This window comes from Streptomyces muensis, from assembly GCF_021474425.1.
Taxonomy (GTDB): Bacteria; Actinomycetota; Actinomycetes; order Streptomycetales; family Streptomycetaceae; genus Streptomyces; species Streptomyces muensis.
On record NZ_JAKEIP010000077.1, the window covers coordinates 17447 to 33633 of the forward strand.

General features: G+C 74.0%; 8 protein-coding genes. 7 read left to right on the top strand and 1 reads right to left on the bottom strand.

Annotated features, from left to right (window positions below; all coding sequences use genetic code 11):
- Window positions 1-19: 19 nt before the first annotated feature.
- From murC to L0P92_RS20000, 7 genes are all read left to right on the top strand, one after another.
- A complete protein-coding gene (gene murC, locus L0P92_RS19970) occupies window positions 20-1411 on the top strand; it encodes a UDP-N-acetylmuramate--L-alanine ligase (protein ID WP_234764156.1) in 1392 nt (463 codons plus the stop codon).
- Between the two features lie 13 nt (window positions 1412-1424).
- Window positions 1425-1832, top strand: a complete 408-nt coding sequence (gene msrB, locus L0P92_RS19975) for a peptide-methionine (R)-S-oxide reductase MsrB (protein ID WP_234764158.1) — start codon at window positions 1425-1427, stop codon at window positions 1830-1832.
- 61 nt (window positions 1833-1893) lie between these two features.
- Window positions 1894-2550 carry an SLATT domain-containing protein gene (locus tag L0P92_RS19980; protein WP_234764159.1) on the top strand — a complete coding sequence of 219 codons (657 nt, stop codon included), beginning with the start codon at window positions 1894-1896 and terminating at the stop codon, window positions 2548-2550.
- A gap of 76 nt (window positions 2551-2626) precedes the next feature.
- The gene (locus L0P92_RS19985) at window positions 2627-7825 is read left to right on the top strand and encodes an FtsK/SpoIIIE domain-containing protein (protein WP_234764160.1); all 5199 of its coding nucleotides are present in this window, start codon (window positions 2627-2629) and stop codon (window positions 7823-7825) included.
- Window positions 7822-9825: a metallophosphoesterase family protein gene (locus tag L0P92_RS19990; RefSeq protein ID WP_234764161.1), complete on the top strand. Its 2004-nt coding sequence runs from the start codon at window positions 7822-7824 to the stop codon at window positions 9823-9825. Before L0P92_RS19985 ends, L0P92_RS19990 begins: the two co-directional genes overlap by 4 nt.
- Before the next feature lie 13 nt (window positions 9826-9838).
- A complete protein-coding gene (locus tag L0P92_RS19995; protein ID WP_234764162.1) occupies window positions 9839-14305 on the top strand; it encodes an FtsK/SpoIIIE domain-containing protein in 4467 nt (1488 codons plus the stop codon).
- Between the two features lie 112 nt (window positions 14306-14417).
- The gene (locus L0P92_RS20000; protein WP_234764163.1) at window positions 14418-15164 is read left to right on the top strand and encodes a PP2C family protein-serine/threonine phosphatase; all 747 of its coding nucleotides are present in this window, start codon (window positions 14418-14420) and stop codon (window positions 15162-15164) included.
- A gap of 66 nt (window positions 15165-15230) precedes the next feature.
- On the opposite strand, the gene L0P92_RS20005 is transcribed toward L0P92_RS20000, so the two are convergent.
- A partial coding sequence (locus tag L0P92_RS20005; RefSeq protein WP_234764164.1) for a lysylphosphatidylglycerol synthase transmembrane domain-containing protein occupies window positions 15231-16187 on the bottom strand: 957 nt, incomplete at its 5' end.

Genomic DNA, 16187 nt, shown 5'->3' on the forward strand with positions numbered 1-16187 from the left:
CAATCCTGGGAGAACACGCATGGCACCCGGCATTCCCACCGCCATGGACCGACCGCACTTCATCGGCATCGGCGGGGCCGGGATGTCGGGGATCGCGAAGATTCTCGCGCAGCGTGGGGCCAAGGTGGCGGGCAGTGATGCCCGGGAGTCGGCGACCGCCGAGGCGCTGCGGGCGCTGGGGGCGACCGTGCACATCGGGCACGCGGCGGAGCACCTCGCGGACGACGCCAGCTGTGTGGTCGTGTCGTCGGCGATCCGGCAGGACAACCCCGAGCTGGCCCGCGCCGCCGAGCTGGGCGTTCCGGTGGTGCACCGCTCCGACGCGCTCGCCTCGCTGATGGAGGGGCTGCGTCCGATCGCCGTCGCCGGTACGCACGGCAAGACGACCACGACGTCGATGCTGGCGGTCTCCCTGAGCGAGCTCGGCCTGCGGCCCTCGTACGCCATCGGCGGCGACCTCGACGCGCCCGGCTCCAACGCCCTGCACGGCGAGGGCGACATCTTCGTCGCCGAGGCGGACGAATCGGACCGCAGCTTCCACAAGTACGCGCCCGAGGTCGCGATCGTGCTGAACGTGGAGCTCGACCACCACGCGAACTACGCGTCGATGGACGAGATCTACGAGTCCTTCGTGACCTTCACCGATCGCATCGCCGAGGGCGGCACCCTGGTGATCTCCGCGGACCAGGACGGGGCGCGGGAGCTGACCCGGCGGGTCACGGCCTGCGATGTGCAGGTGGTGACGTACGGCGAGGCCGAGGACGCCGACGTGCGGGTCCTGTCCGTCGTGGCACAGGGGCTGAAGAGCCAGGTCACCGTCCTCCTGGGCGGTCAGGAGCTCACCGTCTCCGTCTCCGTCCCCGGGCGGCACTACGCGCTCAACGCCGTGGCCGCCCTCGCCGCGGGTGCGGCGCTCGGGGTCCCGGCCGCCGAGCTGGCCCCGGCGCTCGCGGCCTACACGGGCGTCAAGCGGCGCCTCCAGCTGAAGGGCGAGGCCGCGGGCGTCCAGGTCATCGACTCCTACGCCCACCACCCGACCGAGATGACGGCCGACCTGGAGGCCATGCGCGCCGCCGCCGGGGACGCCCGGATCCTGGTCGTCTACCAGCCCCACCTGTTCTCCCGCACGCAGGAGCTCGGCAAGGAGATGGGCGACGCCCTCGCCCTCGCGGACTCCTCGCTGGTCCTGGACATCTACCCGGCCCGCGAGGACCCGATCCCCGGGATCACCAGCGAGCTGGTCATCGAGGCGGCCCGCGCGGCCGGCGCCGAGGTGACGGCGGTGCACGACAAGGGCGAGGTGGCCTCGCTCGTCGCGGGAATGGCGAAGCCCGGTGATCTCGTTCTCACCATGGGCGCGGGCGATGTCACCGACCTCGGCCCGCTCATCCTGGACCGCCTGTCGAAGTGAGGGGCAAGCACTCATGTCGTACGACGTCGAAAAGCCGGACGAGCAGTGGCGCGCGGAGCTGACCCCGGCCGAGTACGCGGTTCTGCGCCAGGCCGCCACCGAGCCCGCCTTCACCGGTGAGTACACCAACACCAAGACGACGGGCGTCTACTCCTGCCGCGCCTGCGGCGCCGAACTGTTCACCTCCACCACGAAGTTCGAGTCCCACTGCGGCTGGCCGTCCTTCTACGACCCGAAGAACACCGACGCGGTCGAGCTCATCGAGGACCGCTCGCACGGGATGGTCCGCACCGAGGTGCGGTGCGCGCGGTGCGGGTCGCATCTCGGGCATGTCTTCGAGGGTGAGGGATACCCGACGCCGACCGACCAGCGGTACTGCATCAACAGCATCGCGCTGCGGCTGACCTCCGACGAGGACTGACGGTCCCGGGCCGGGTGTTTCGGCTACGCTCTTGAGTCAATGACCCTGCTGGGAGGGTGAGTTGACGGGGAGCACAGGGGCTGTCGGGCCCGACGGCGGACGGGCGCGCAGGAGGGATCTGCGCAGCAGGCCCTTTCCGGCGCTGGCCGCGAACACGCCGGCCGAGAGACTGGAGTCGGTCCAGTTGCTGCGTGCCTGGGCCGAGCAGGAGGCCGAGGACGCCATCGAGTGGTACCTCGAGGACAAGCGGCTCAAGCGTCTCGGCTCCCGTGTCATCCGCGGCATGATGATCGTGCTCGCGACGACCGGCACCGTGATCCCGCTCGCCGGGGCGGCCGCGAACGCGGACATCCAGAGCTGGGGCTATGTCTTCCTGGCCGCCGCCGCGGGCTGCAAGGGCTTCGACTACTTCTTCGGGCTCTCCACGGCCTGGATGCGGGACATCACGGCGGCGCAGGCGCTGCGCGGCGAGCTGAACGAGTTCCGGCTGGCCTGGTCCGCGGAGCTGTTGCGGGATGTGACGGGTGAGCCGGAGCAGTCGGTGATCGAGCGCCGGATGAACCTGATCGGCGGGCTGCTCGGCAGGATCCGGGCGCATCTGGAGGGCGAGACCGCGGACTGGACCGCGGAGTTCCGGGCAGGACTCCAGCAGTTCCAGGAGCAGGCCGTCGCCCTGCCGGCGCCGCGGGAGGCCGGGGTGCCTGCGGCGGAGCGCTGACCGCCCCCGAGCTGCTCGTCCCGTCCCCCGCCCGCCGAACCCGCGTCGTGGATCCGCCGGCTCCCGAGGATGTGCCATGCAACGCTCCACCCGCTCGGCCGACCGGGCGCGACATGTGTACGTCTCGCGGCCGGCCGTGGCCGCGGGCGCCGCGGACGGTGTGCTGGTGCGGTCCGATCCGACGGGGGCGCGACTGCTGGAGCGGGCGCTGCGCTCGCTCGCCGAGCCCGCGTTCCTGCTGCCGAGGCTCAGTGCCGTCTGGCTCTGGGGCGACGAGATCGTCGCCGAGATGGCGGATGCCCCGGCCCGGCTGCTGCCCGAACAGTGGCGGGCGAGCCGCGACGCGCGGCAGTGGTTCCTCAGCCGGGAGAGCGCGAAGGCGTACGAGGGCCGGGACCCGGGGGCCGGTGGCCCGCCCTACCCGCACGTCGTGACCGTGGGCCGGGACGACGACCTGAGGCTGCTGCTGAACCTCGACGCCGGGACCGGGCTGTGCGCGGTGACGGGTCTCGCGGCGTTCAGGGGCGCGCTCCTGGAGGGGATCGCCGCCGAGCTGGCCACGTCGCCGTGGTCGGGTCAGGCCCGGATCACCTGCGTCGGTGTGGCGCACGACCTCGGATCGCGGTTCCCGGACCGGGTGGAGGTGCTGCCCGACGTCCCGGCGCTCCTCGAATCCCTCCGCGAATTCCCTCGCGAATCCCTCCGTGAATCCTTTCTCGAACCGACGGCGGCCGGGACGGGGGCCGACACCGTTCTCACCGGGTGGGCGCCACGCCCCGCGCACCCCGCGACCGCCGGCCAGGTGATCCTCGTCGGCACCGAGCCCTCGCCGGCCGAGGCCCGCCACCTCGCGCGACTCGCCGCCGGAGGCGGACGGTCGGGGGTGCGCGTCGTCGTCGGCACGGCACGCGAGGAACTGTCCGGCGTGGCGGGGTACGAGATCGAGATCGCCCCGGACGGAAGGGTCTCCGCTCCGCTGCTGGGAGTCGAAGCGGCGCCCGGGTCGGCGCCGCCCGCGCGGACCCGCGCACGGCCGGCGCCCCGGGTGGCGCGGCCCCCTTCCTGGTCGGCCGTCCCGCTCGTTCCGGCACCCCGGCGCGCGGAGGTCGCGGGCGCGTACCGGAGGTTCACCGTCGTCGCGCGGGGCGAGGCGGGACAGGACGTCGTCCTCGAAGCCGACGACTCCACGACCGTCCGGGCCGTCGCCGACCAGCTCGCCCGCCTCGGCCGGCGGCAGACGGCCCTCGACCTGTTCACCGGCGAAGGCGAACGACTGGCCCCGGACGCGCCGCTGGGACGGACACCCCTGTACGACGGCTGCCGGATCTTCCTCGGCGCGCCGCCCGAGGGACCGGTGCCCACGGACGCCGGCGATCTGCCCCCGACGGCGGAGGGCTTCGCGCAGTTCCGCGATCGGTATGTGTCGCCGGGTGCGGGAGGCACGCTGTCGTTCGACCGGCGGGCGGCACGGCCGGCCGCCGCGCCGAGGCCGGCCGTCGCGGACGGCCCGGACGGGTCCGTGTATTCCCTGGGCAGCGTGGTGCAGCTGGCCTTGGCCTACTGGCGCCAGCGGCTCGACCAGCCGGTCGAGACACGGCCGAGTCTGTCCGGTCCCGGTGAACTCCCGGGCGAGATCTTCGGGGCGCGGACCCGGCTGTGGGAACGCGGCCCGGACCATCCGGACCACCTCGTCCTGCGCCTCGGCCGCAGCGGAAGAGATCCGGTGAGCGTGGACCTCGGGCGCAGCGGCAGCCTCGTCATCGCCGCCGACCGCGACGTGGCCCGCGGACTGGCGGGCTGGCTCGTGGCCCAGACGGTGCTGCTGCACCCGCCTTCCGACGTCGCCGTACGCGTCCTCACCGACGAGACGGGCGAGAAGTTCTGGCACTTCGCGCGCTGGCTGCCGCCCGACGGGCTGATGACCCGAGGCGCCCTGCCGGTGCGAATCAGCCGAGACCCCGCCGCGCACGCCAGGCAGCTCGAAGAGGCCGCGCTGATCGTCCTCGAACGGCTGCGGGGCGCGCCGGGGGCGGGCGCGCTCTGGGGCGACACCGCCCTGGTCCTCGTCCTCGACGACCTGTCGGCACTGCGCGCGAGCGAGTCGGCCGAGCAAGTGCTGCTCCGTGACGGGCCCGACGTCGGCGTGTACGTCATCGCGGTCATGTCGCGCGCCGAGGCCGAGGATCAGCTGCGACCGCTCTTCCGGTACGGGGCCAGGCTGGTGTCGGACGGCGAGGGGCTGTGGCTCTCCGACGACGCCGGGGAGCAGCCGGCGGTGGGGACGATCGGGCCGCGATGCCTCCCCGACAAGATGTCACCGGCCCAACTCGACGCCCTGGCCCGTCTGCTCGCCCCCCTGCGCGACGACTCCGCCGGGGCGGCCGCCCCGCCCGCCGAGCGCCTCCTGGACCTGCTCGACCTGGATCCCCCGGCCGCCGAGCGGATCGCCGACCGGTGGGCGGGCACCCCGCGCTCCCCGGCGGCCGTGCTGGGCGGCTCCGCCGACCGTCCCTTCGTCCTCGACCTGCGCGGCGACGGCCCGCACGCCCTGGTGACCGGGATGGCCGGCTCCGGGATGGAGGAACTGCTGTGCGCCTGGCTGGCCTCGCTGGCCGTGGCGAACCGCCCCGACGAGCTGAACCTGCTCCTCGTCCACCACGACGGCGGCGAGGCGTTCGCCCCGGCCGCCCTGCTGCCGCACACGGTCGGTGTGCACACCGGACTCGACCGCTACACGGCGGCCCGCGGACTGACCGCCCTCACCGCAGAACTGACGCGCCGTCAGAGACTGGTGAAGGAGGCCGGGACCCGCGACTTCGAGCAGTACACGGTGATCCGCGCGACCGACGCCGCGGACCTGCCCGCCCTGGCCCGCCTCGTGCTCGTGGTCTGCGACCTGGCCGCACTGGAGGAGGAGCTGCCGGAGTTCGTGTCCGGGCTGCTCGACGCCACCCGGCGGGGCCGGGAACTGGGCGTGCACGTGATCCTCGCGACCCGCCGCCCCGCCGACGCGGTCACCTCGGACGTGCTCGACTTCGCCCCGCTCAGAGTCGTCCTGCGGACCGCCGACCCCGCCGACAGCGAGCTGCTGCTCGGCACCCCGGCCGCCGCCCGGCTGGCCCCGGGGCGACAGGGGCTCGCCTATGTGCGCCGCGCCTCCGGCACCTTGGAGCTCGTACGCCGCGCACACCTGAGCCGGCGCCGGGAGCGGGCGTCCCTTCCGCGCGACACGGTCCGGCTCCGGCCGATCGACTGGACGGGCGCCGCGGACCAGGCGGCGGCCACGCCCCCCGCCGCCGGTGCCGCTGACGGCGGCGAGTTCGCCGACCTCGTCCGCGCCGCCGCGCAGGCCGCCGCCACCCTGGACGGGCTGCCCGCACCGCACGTCCCCTGGCCGCCCCCGCTGCCGCTGTCCGTCCGGCTGCGGGAGACCGGCGTCGGGTCGGACACCCTGTGGCCGGTCCGGCCCCGGCCCGGCACCCGGACACCCGTCGTCTTCGGGCTGCGCGACGCACCCGCCACGCAGGGGTTCGAGCAGGCCGCCTGGGACCTCGACCGCGACGGACCCCTGCTCGTCTCCGGTGACACGGGCAGCGGCCGGACCCAGCTGCTGCTCACCCTCGCCGTCGCCGTCGCCGAGCAGTACAGCGCGCAGGACGTCCACCTGTACGCCATCGACGGCCGCTCCGGCGCCCTCGGCGCCCTCACCGACCTGGTGCACTGCGGGGCCGTGGTGAACCTGGAGGAGACGGAACGGATGCGGCGTCTCGTCGACAAGCTCGTCGACACCGTCCGCAACCGCCAGGAACTCTTCGCGCGCACGGGCATCCGGAGCCTGCACGGACACCGGCAGGAGCGCCGCGGTGGCGAGCAGCCGCCGTATCTGGTGCTGCTGCTCGACGGCTGGGAGGAGTTCTGCGACTGGGCGAACCGGACCGGCAACGACGGCTGCGTACGGGACCTGGCCGGTCTGCTCCAGGACACCCGGACCGGCATCTGCCCCGTCGTCACCGGAGGCCAGGACGTACTGGCCCTGCGCCACGGCCTGGACGGCTGCGCCCCTCTGGTGCTGAGGCAGGCCGACCGCGCCGGCTACGAGCGGGCCGGACTCGGCGCACACCCGCTGCCGCCCGCGCTCGGCCCCGGCCGTGCCCGGTACGCCGGGACCGGCGTGGAGACACAGATCGCGCTGCCCGACCGGATCCAGGAGACGGTGGCCGAGACCCGGCGGCGCGACGCCGACGTACCCCTGGTGCGCAAGCCGTTCCGGATCCGCAGCAGCGCCCTCGCCGCTGACCGGTTCTCGCTCGGACCGTCAGGCCGTCCGGTGGGCCGGGAGGACGTGTTCGCCTGGCTGGACCGCAACTACCGGGTCGGCGCGCCCGCCGCGCTGCTGGGCCCCCGCCGCGCCGGGAAGTCGTGGATCGTCAAGGAACTCCAGGAGCGGATGCGGTCCGACGGCCTGGGCAACGTGCAGGAAGTGGTGACGCTGGGCAACCGGAGGCCCGGCGGCTCCCAGGACGACCTCGCCGTCCGGCTCGTGCCCACGCTCGCCCGAGTCGCCCGGCCCGCCGACGCGTTGATGGACCGGGCCGCCGCCGGCGCCGGCTCGTCCCGGCTGGTCCTCCTGCTCGACGAGGTCGGACGGCTCACCGGCTACGACCCGGTGGCCGTGTCCTGGCTGCGCGACCTCGGACAGGCAGGCGCCTGGCTCGTCTTCTGCGGCACCTACAAGGACTGGGACGACGCCTCACGGCACGCGCTGGCCGCGCCCGGATCGAGCTTCGGCAACGACGTCAACAAGTTCCCCCTCGGACCGCTCGCCGAACCGGACGCCCGCGAGTTCCTGACCGGCACCGCGGAGAACGAGGGCGTGGTGATCGAGTCCGCCACCGCCGACCGCATCCTCAAGAACGTCGGCCCCTGGCCCTTCTACCTGCAAGTCGTCGGCGACGCCCTGGTCCGCGCGGCACGCGCCGGCAACACCCTCGCGCTCCACGACGACCGCGAACTGCGCTCCCTCATCGAGCGGGAACTCCTCGTGAACAAGGCCGACGTCTTCCGCTCCCGCTGGAACGAGATCGGCGCCGCCGCCCGCGAGGCCCTGCTGGAGACCCCCGGCACCCCGCCCAAGAACCCCAACGCCGTGCAGGGCCGACAACTGCGCGAGGTCGGACTGCTGCTCTCCCGGAACAAGTGGCTGCTCGACCGGCCCTTCTTCGACTGGATCGACCACGCGTACCACGAACTGCACGACGAGGAGCAGCACCGATGAGCCACTACCGGCCGAGCCGGTCGTTCGACCCGGACCTCGACATCAGGTTCCGCGGTACGCACGTCCCCGCGTGGGCGGCCCCGCTGGTGAAGGGGTACGCGCCGCACGACGCGTGCTGGCTGGTGGTCATGCCCCGGCGCTCCGGCAAGACCTGGCTCGCCGGCGCCGTACGGCACGCCCGGCCCGAGGGACGCACCCGCCTGGTCGACGTACGCAGCGATGCCGACGTACGCGCCAAGGGACTCACCTGTCTGACCAGCGCCAAGGCCGCCCGGCCGCAACTCGGCGACGTGGACGTCGTACTCGTCGACGAACCCGCCATCGGCCCGGCGAGCGGCCGCGCCGGCGACCCCGCCACGCTGGCCGCGGGACTCAAGCGGCTCCGGGAGGAAGGCGTCGTACCCGTCGTCTTCGCCACCCCGGCCGAGCACGAACTGCTCGCCCCGCACCTGGGCGCCGACGCCTGGAAGGACGTAGTGACCCCGCCGCCGGTGACGCGGGAGGAGGCCGCGTGCATGGCGGGCCGCACCCCCGAGTGGGCGCCCGACGTCGTGGACCGGCTGCGCGCCGGGCAACCGGGCTGGCTGCTCACGCCCTTCCTGCTAGAACTCGCCCTCCAGACCGCCGAGGACGAACCCGACCTGCGCACCGACCCCGCCGCGCTCTCCCGCCGGGCCGCCGAGGAGGCCGACAGCCCGCTGCACCTCTACATCGGGCAGTGGTTCCACAACGGCCTCTCCGCGACGCACCGGGCCGCCGTCCGGCGCGAACGCTGGCGCGTCGCCGGGCTCTCCTTCGACGCCGACGAGCGTGACGCGCGGACGATGAAGGAGGTGCTGTGGCCGGTGGCCGCCGACCCCGTGCTCGCCCACCACCTGCCCGAGGTGCTGCGCCTGCACCATGTGTCCGACCTGCACTTCGGCGGCAGCATGCGGTCCAACGTCGACCAGAAGGACCGGACGCAGGCGGGCCGGGCCCTCGCCCGGCTCACCGGCGACGGCACCCCGCTGGAGAGCTACCTGGAGCACGTCGAGCGCCTCGCCGGACAGGGCCGTGCCCCGCACCTGGTGATCGTCTCCGGTGACCTGGTCGACCGGCCGCTGGACCAGCACGGGCAGCAGGCCCTCGCCTGGCTGGACCGGCTGGCCGAGCTGCTGGCCGACCACCCCGACCTGCGCCCGGACGATCCGCGGATCCTGCTCGTGGGCGGCAACCACGACGTCTCCTGGGACCGGTGCCTCGACCCGCGGCCCGGGGCCCGGCACGAGTGGTTCGCCGAGACCTTCCGCGCCTACCCGCACCCCGACCTGGACAAGGACCACCACGCGGACCGCCGCCTCTACGTGCGCTACCCGGACGCCTGTCTGCGGGTGGCGCTGCTCGGCTCGGCCGAGTCGGGCGGCGAACCCGCCCGCAACGACGACCGCGACCGGGTACGCCAACTCCTCGCGGAACTCGCCCGGTCCGAGGACGGCACCCACGTCAGCGACCTGATGGGCGAGCTCGAACGTTACGACCCCGGTGTCGTCGCCCACCCCGTGCTGCGCCGGCTCAAGAAGGAGACCGGCTGCGTCAACCTGGCCGTCGTCCACCACCCCCTGTCCCCGGTCCCGTCCGTGGAGGTGGCCCCGTACGCCGGAGTCGTGAACGCCGGCCAGGCCAAACTGGCGCTGGCCGAGGCGCACACCGCGCTGGTGCTGCACGGCCACACCCACCTGGGCTTCCTCGCCTCGGAACGGCTGATCGACAGCGGCCGGCCCTGGACGACCCGGATCGCCGGCGCCCCCGCGCTGGCCAGCATCCACTCGAACGAGGAGAACGGCTACAACGAGGTCTTCATCGCCCGCGAGGGCGAGGAACACTCCCTCGCGCTGCGCACCGTCCGCTGGCGCAACGGCCAGTGGAAGGCCGACCTCGCCTTCGCCTTCCGCCCCGGCGCGGCCGACGAGTGCGCCTTCGACGAGCTGGGCGCCGACCGTGCCCCACAGACACGGAACTGAGAGAGAGCCTGCCGTGCGTCTCACCCTCACGGTCGTCGACCCCCGCGACGGGACCCGCGCCGACGTCGTCCTCGACGCCGACCCGGAGTCACCGGTCGGCGAGGTGGCCGGCGCGCTGGAGAGCCGGCTCGTCGGGGAGCGGGCCGCGAGCGAGACGCCCCTGTACGTCGACGGACTCGCCGTCGACCCGGCGACCCCGCTCGGCCGGTCCCCCGTCAGGGAGGGGACCGTGGTCAGCCTGCACACCCCGGCCGGCTGCCTGCCCCGCGAGGCCACCGGCATCGTCGAACTGCGCGTCGCCGGCGGCCCGGACGCGGGGTCCGTCCACCGGCTCGGCCTCGGCCGCACCGACATCGGCAGCGGCGCGGCCGCCCACGTGCGCGTCGACGACCCCGAACTGCCGGAACGGGCACTGACCCTGACCGTCGCCCCGGACGGCTCGTGCACGGTGCGGGGGCACGGCGCCGACGACCGGATCACCCTGGACGGGGTGCCGTTGGCCGAACGCGTCGACAGCGGGCCCGAGGGAGTCGAGTGGCCCCTCGACTCGCAGCTCGCCGTCGGCGGCACGCTCCTCGAACTCGTCGCCTATCTGCCGCCCGACGCCGCGCCGCGGCTCGCGGAGGACGGTACGGGGTTCCTCTTCGAGCGTGCCAGGCGGCTGCTGCCGGCATTGGAGCACGCAAGCCGTGAGCCGGTGTTGATTCCCCGGTCCCCGGTGGGCCGGTCCCGGCCACCGCTCTCGGAATTTCTGTTCTACCGAGTGGCGCCGCTGGTGCTGATCGGCTTCGCCGTGGTCGAGTCGGTGCTCACCCAGCGTTGGTACTGGCTGGCGCTCACGCCGATGTCGCTGGTGATGTTCCTGCTGGGGCTGAGACTCGGACTGGGGTCCGGGGCGCGGAACGCGCCCATGACGAAGGAGACCCAGGAAACCCTCGGCACCGAACTCCGCCTCCTCCGTCGCGCGGCCCCCTCCCCGGGAGCCGTCCTCTCCCTCGCCACCGGCCCCCGCGCAGGCCTTTGGGAGCGCAGCCGCGGCGATCAGGACCACCTGCTCGTACGAGTCGGTACCGGCCCCACCGAGGGCTCGCTCAGCGCGTGGGTCCCGACGGACAAACCCGTCACCCTGCCGCTCGGCGACCTCGGTGTGATCGGCGTGGCCGGTCCCGGTGACGCGGCCCGGGCGTCGGGGCGGTGGATCGTGGCCCAGCTCGCCGCCCTGCACAGCCCGCTCGACGTCCGTGTGTACGTCCTCACGGCGAAGTTCGCGGAGCACTCCTGGGACTGGCTGCGATGGCTTCCGCACGCCCGCCCCGTCGGCGGCGCCGACACCGACACCACCGTCGGCACGGACGCCGGGACCGTCGGGCGCCGTATCGGTGAGCTGCTCGGCTTCCTCCAGGAACGTCAGCGGGACCGGGAGGGCGGCGGCAACCCCGACGCGTCCGCGGACCCCGACATCGTCGTCGTCTGCGACGGTGTCCGGCACCTGCTCTCGTTCCCCGGCATGGTGATGCTGCTGCGGGAAGGACCGGCCGTCGGAATCCGCCTGCTCTGCCTGGACACGGACGAACGGTTCCTGCCCGCCGAGTGCCGGGCCATCGTCGTGGCCGAACCGCCGCCCGGCCCCCCGGTCCGTGACCTCTGGCACGCCGCCGCGACGGCCGCGGCCGAACGCCCGGCCTCCCACACCCGGCCGGTACTGCGGCTCCGGGTCGAGACCGCGCACGAGCCCCGCGAGCGTGACGTACGGCCCGACTTCGTCTCCCCGGCGTGGTGCGAGCGGCTGGCCCGCTCCCTTGCCCCCCTGCGGGACGTCGGCGGCGGCACCGCGAGCTCGGCCCTGCCCACCCGGACCCGACTGCTCGACGTACTCGAACTCGAACCGCCCACCGGGCAGGCCGTGGCCGAACGCTGGACGTCGAGGCCCCCGTCGACGTTCGCCGTCATCGGCGAGACCTACGACGGCCCCTTCGGCATCGATCTCCGACGCGACGGGCCGCACGCGCTCATCGCGGGTACGACCGGTTCCGGCAAGTCGGAACTGCTCCAGACGGTCATCGCCTCGCTCGCCGTCGCCAACTCGCCCGAGCACCTCACGTTCGTGCTCGTCGACTACAAGGGCGGGTCGGCGTTCCAGCGTTGTGACCTCCTCCCGCACACGGTCGGCATGGTGACCAGCCTCGACCCCTACCTCGTCCAGCGGGTCCTGGACTCGTTCACCGCCGAACTGCGGCGCCGCGAGCACCTGCTGGCCGCCGCCGGCGCCAAGGACATCGAGGACTACCACGACCTGCGGCGGCGGGATTCAGGAAACCCGGGCGACCTCGGCCCCCTGCCCCGGCTGGTCATCGTCATCGACGAGATCGCCTCGATGGTCCGCGACCTGCCCGACTTCATCACGGGGGTGATCAACGTGGCGCAACGGGGCAGATCCCTGGGCGTCCACCTGGTGCTCGCCACCCAGCGGCCCAGCGGTGTCGTCTCCGCGGAGATCCGCGCCAACACCAACCTGCGGATCGCCCTGCGTGTCACCGACGGCGCCGAGTCCCAGGACATCGTCGACTCGCCCGAGGCCGGGAGGATCCCGAAGTCCACGCCCGGTCGCGGCTACGCCCGTCTCGGTCACTCCACGCTCATCCCCTTCCAGGCGGGACGTGTCGGCGGCCGCCGTGCGGGTACCGCGGGTTCGGCGCGGCGCACCCCGTGGGTCGCCCCTCTGACCTGGTCGGATCTGGGCCGGGCGGCCATGGAGCCGCCCAGGGCGGTGCCGGACCGGGAAGAGGACCTCATCACCGATCTCGACGCGCTCGTCCGTGCCGTCCGCGACGCCCACACCGCGCTCGGCCTGCCCCGCCCGCACAGCCCGTGGCTGCCCCCGCTGCCCGAACTCCTCCTGCTCGACGAGACCGGCCCCGCCGGGACCGAGGAGGCGCGGACCGGTCCCGGCACGCTGCCTCCGGTGGCGTTCGGGGTCGAGGACCTGCCCGCCGAGCAGCGCCGCCGCCCGGTCCTGGTCGACTTCGCGGGCTTCGGCCACCTCCTGATCGGCGGCGCCCCCCGCTCGGGCCGCTCACAGGTCCTGCGCACCATCGCCGGAGCGCTGGCCCGCGCCCATTCCTGTGCCGACGTACATCTCTACGGCGTCGACTGCGGCCACGGCGGACTCGCCGCGCTGGCCGGACTCCCGCACTGCGGCGCCCTGGTCACCCGCCGCGAGACCGAACGCGCCGCCCGGCTGATGTACCGGCTGACGGACGAACTCAGGCGCCGCCAGGACGTGTTGGCCGGTCAGGGGTTCGTCGGCATCGCCGAGCAGCGGGCCGGCGCCGAACCGGGGCGGCGGCTGCCGTACCTGGTCGTGCTCATCGACGGCTGGGAGGGGTGGCTGCCGACCTTCGGCGAGTACGACTTCGGCGGGCTCACGGACGCGGTGTACACCCTGATACGGGAGGGCGCGGGCGTCGGCATCCATCTCGTCGTCACCGGTGACCGGCAACTGCTCGGCGGCCGGATCGGCACCCTGACCGAGGACAAGTACGGGCTGCGGCTGTTGGACCGCGCCGACTACTCCCTGATCGGCGTGCGGTCCGGTGACGTCCCCGCGGAGATGCCGGCGGGCCGGGCGCTGCGGGCCGAGCACGGCACGGAGGTCCAGTTCGCGCTGCTGGCCGAGGAGGCGACGGACCAGGCGCAGACCGAGGCCCTCGCCGCGATCGGAGCTGCGGCGGCGGTCCGCGACAGCGACGTTCCCCGTCAGCTGCGCCCGTTCCGCGTCGACGCGCTGCCCGGCCGTATCTCCTTCGAGGAGGCGTGGCGGCTGCGCGATCCGGAGAGTTCGCGGTCCGGGCTGTGGGCGCTGGCCGGGGTCGGCGGCGACGAGATCACGGCGTACGGCCCCGACCTCGCGGCCGGCGTCCCGGCTTTCGTCATCGCCGGACCGCCGAAATCGGGCCGCTCCACGACGCTGCTGAACATGGCCAGGTCCTGTCTCGTCCAGGGCGTACGCCTGGTCGTGGCGGCCCCGCGTCCCTCGCCGTTGCGGGACCTGGCGGGGGCGGCGGGTGTCCTCGCGGTCTTCACCGGACCCGACGACCTCCCCGAGGACGAGTTCGACCGTGCCGTCGAGTCGGCCACCGCCGAGTCGCCGATCGTGGTGGTCGTCGACGACGCCGAGGCCCTCCGCCACTGCGCCGCCGCCGCCTCCCTCCAGCGGCTGGTGCAGCGCGGCGCGGAGCAAGGGCTCGGGCTCGTGCTGGGCGGCGACGAGGAGGGTCTCTGCTCGGGGTACTCCGGTTGGCAGTTCGATGCGAGAAGGGCCCGGCGCGGGCTGCTGCTGTCGCCCCAGATGTCCCTCTCCGGCGAACTGCTGGGCCTGCGGATCCCGAGGAGTGCGGTGGGCTATCCGGTGCAGCCCGGCAAGGGGCTGCTGCACCTGGGTGACGGCCGGCTCCTGTCCGTGTCGGTGCCTTCGGCATGAGGCTCCCGCCGCGTTGGCACGCCGGATGCCGGTGTTCCTAGACTCGTAGGGGACGTCCCGCCCGGCGGCCGGCCGGCGCGGTGGGTCCGGTGCGGGAAGGCGGTGGCGCTGCATGCCGTACGTCGCGGTGAGTGCGATCAGCCATCCAGGACTGCTGCGCGAGCGCAACGAGGACAGCCTCGTCGTCGGACCGTGGACGCTGTGCGCCACCGTCACCGAGAACCCGCAGACCCTGATCTTCCCGCTGGGCACGCCCCTCGTCGTGGCCGTCGCCGATGGGCTCGGCGGGCATCCCGGCGGCGACCTGGCCAGCGCCCTGGTGGTCCGCCGGATCGCCTCGCTCGGCCCCGCCCTGACCGGCGAGGTCGCCGTCCGTGACGCCCTGAACGCCTGCAACCGCGCCGTCTACCAGGCGGCCGGGGGCGACCGGGGCGGGGAGCTCAGCGCCATGGGGACGACGATCGCCGGGGTCGTCGTCCAGCCCGACTCGCTCATGGCGTTCAACGTGGGCGACAGCCGGGTCTTCGCGGCGTCGGACGACGGCCTGCGCCAGCTGAGCGTCGACGACAGCCCGCCGCACCCCGCCGGGCGCACCACCTCGCTCGTCACCCAGTGCCTGGGCGGCTCGCCCACCTATCGCGCCGTCCATCCCCATGTCGCCGCCGGGCCCCTGCCCCCCGGCGAGCGCTATCTCGTCTGCTCGGACGGGCTGACGGACCCGCTGCCGGAGGAGGCACTGGAGGAGGTGCTGCGGGAGCACGACGACGGCCGGGCGGCCTTCGAGCTGTGGAAGGCCGCCATCGAGGCGGGCGGGCCCGACAACATCACGGTGGCGGTGGTGCGGGTCGGGCAGGAGTGAGTGCGTCTGTCCGGGGGTGCGTGCGTGGGGCCGGCGGTGCGCGCGTAGGTCCGGCGGTCCCAGGTGTCACAGGATCTTGCGCTGGACCATGATCGACAGCACCAGGGCGCCCGGCAGCAGCGGCACCCAGACCGTCAGGACGCGGTAACCGATGACGGTGGCCGCGGCCAGGCCCATCGGGGCGCCGAAGGTGACCATCGTGAACACCAGGGCGGCGTCCACGGGCCCGATGCCGCCCGGCGCGGGCACGGCGCCGGCCGCGGTGCTGGCGAGGAGGTGGGCGAGGACGACCTGCGTCCAGGACAGCGGCAGACCGAGCGCGAAGCCGACCGAGGCGATCACGCTCGCCTGGAGCAGCGGGGTGGCGGCGGCTCCGCCCCAGAGGGCGAGGACACGGCTGGGCCGGGTGTGCAGGATCCGCGCGTCGGTCAGGGCGGTGCGCAGGAAGCGGAGCAGGGGGCGCCGCAGCGGCCGTACGACTGTCACGAGCACGCCCGCCGTGACGAGGCCGAGCGTCACGCCCGCGGCGACCATGAGCAGCGTCCGTTCGTCCGGGACGAGTTGGCCGAGGTGCAGCAGGTCGGGGAAGGCCACGAGGAAGGCGAGGAGCACAGCCGTCTTCGCGATCGGCTTGACCAGCGAGTACAGGGCGAGCGACGCGGTGGCCCGGGCCAGGGGGATGCCGCGGTTCTGGAGGAAGCGAAGGGTGACGGCATGGGCGCCGAGGCCGGCCGGGAGCACCTGGTTGGCGGCGCCGGCGGCGAACTGCGACGCGAGCAGCAGGCCCGGTGGGAGCCGTTCCGGCAGGGCGCCCTGGCGGACGACCGCGGCGATCACCCAGCCCATGCAGGTGAAGAAGAGCCCGGCCAGCAGCCACCCGGGGTGGGCGGAGGCGAGCCGGACGGCGCCGTCGCGCACGGTGTGCCAGTCGGCCACCGCCCACGCCCCGATCAGCAGCAGCGGGAGCAGCGTCAGGGCGTGGCGTACCAGGCGGGCGGGGGAGACACGGGAACAGGCGGGAGC

Excerpts from the sequence above, each read along its gene's own strand:
- murC (WP_234764156.1), top strand. The coding sequence starts at position 20 with ATGGCACCCGGCATTCCCACCGCCATGGACCGACCGCACTTCATCGGC.
- msrB (WP_234764158.1), top strand. The coding sequence starts at position 1,425 with ATGTCGTACGACGTCGAAAAGCCGGACGAGCAGTGGCGCGCGGAGCTG.
- L0P92_RS19985 (WP_234764160.1), top strand. The coding sequence starts at position 2,627 with ATGCAACGCTCCACCCGCTCGGCCGACCGGGCGCGACATGTGTACGTC.
- L0P92_RS19990 (WP_234764161.1), top strand. The coding sequence starts at position 7,822 with ATGAGCCACTACCGGCCGAGCCGGTCGTTCGACCCGGACCTCGACATC.
- L0P92_RS20000 (WP_234764163.1), top strand. The coding sequence starts at position 14,418 with ATGCCGTACGTCGCGGTGAGTGCGATCAGCCATCCAGGACTGCTGCGC.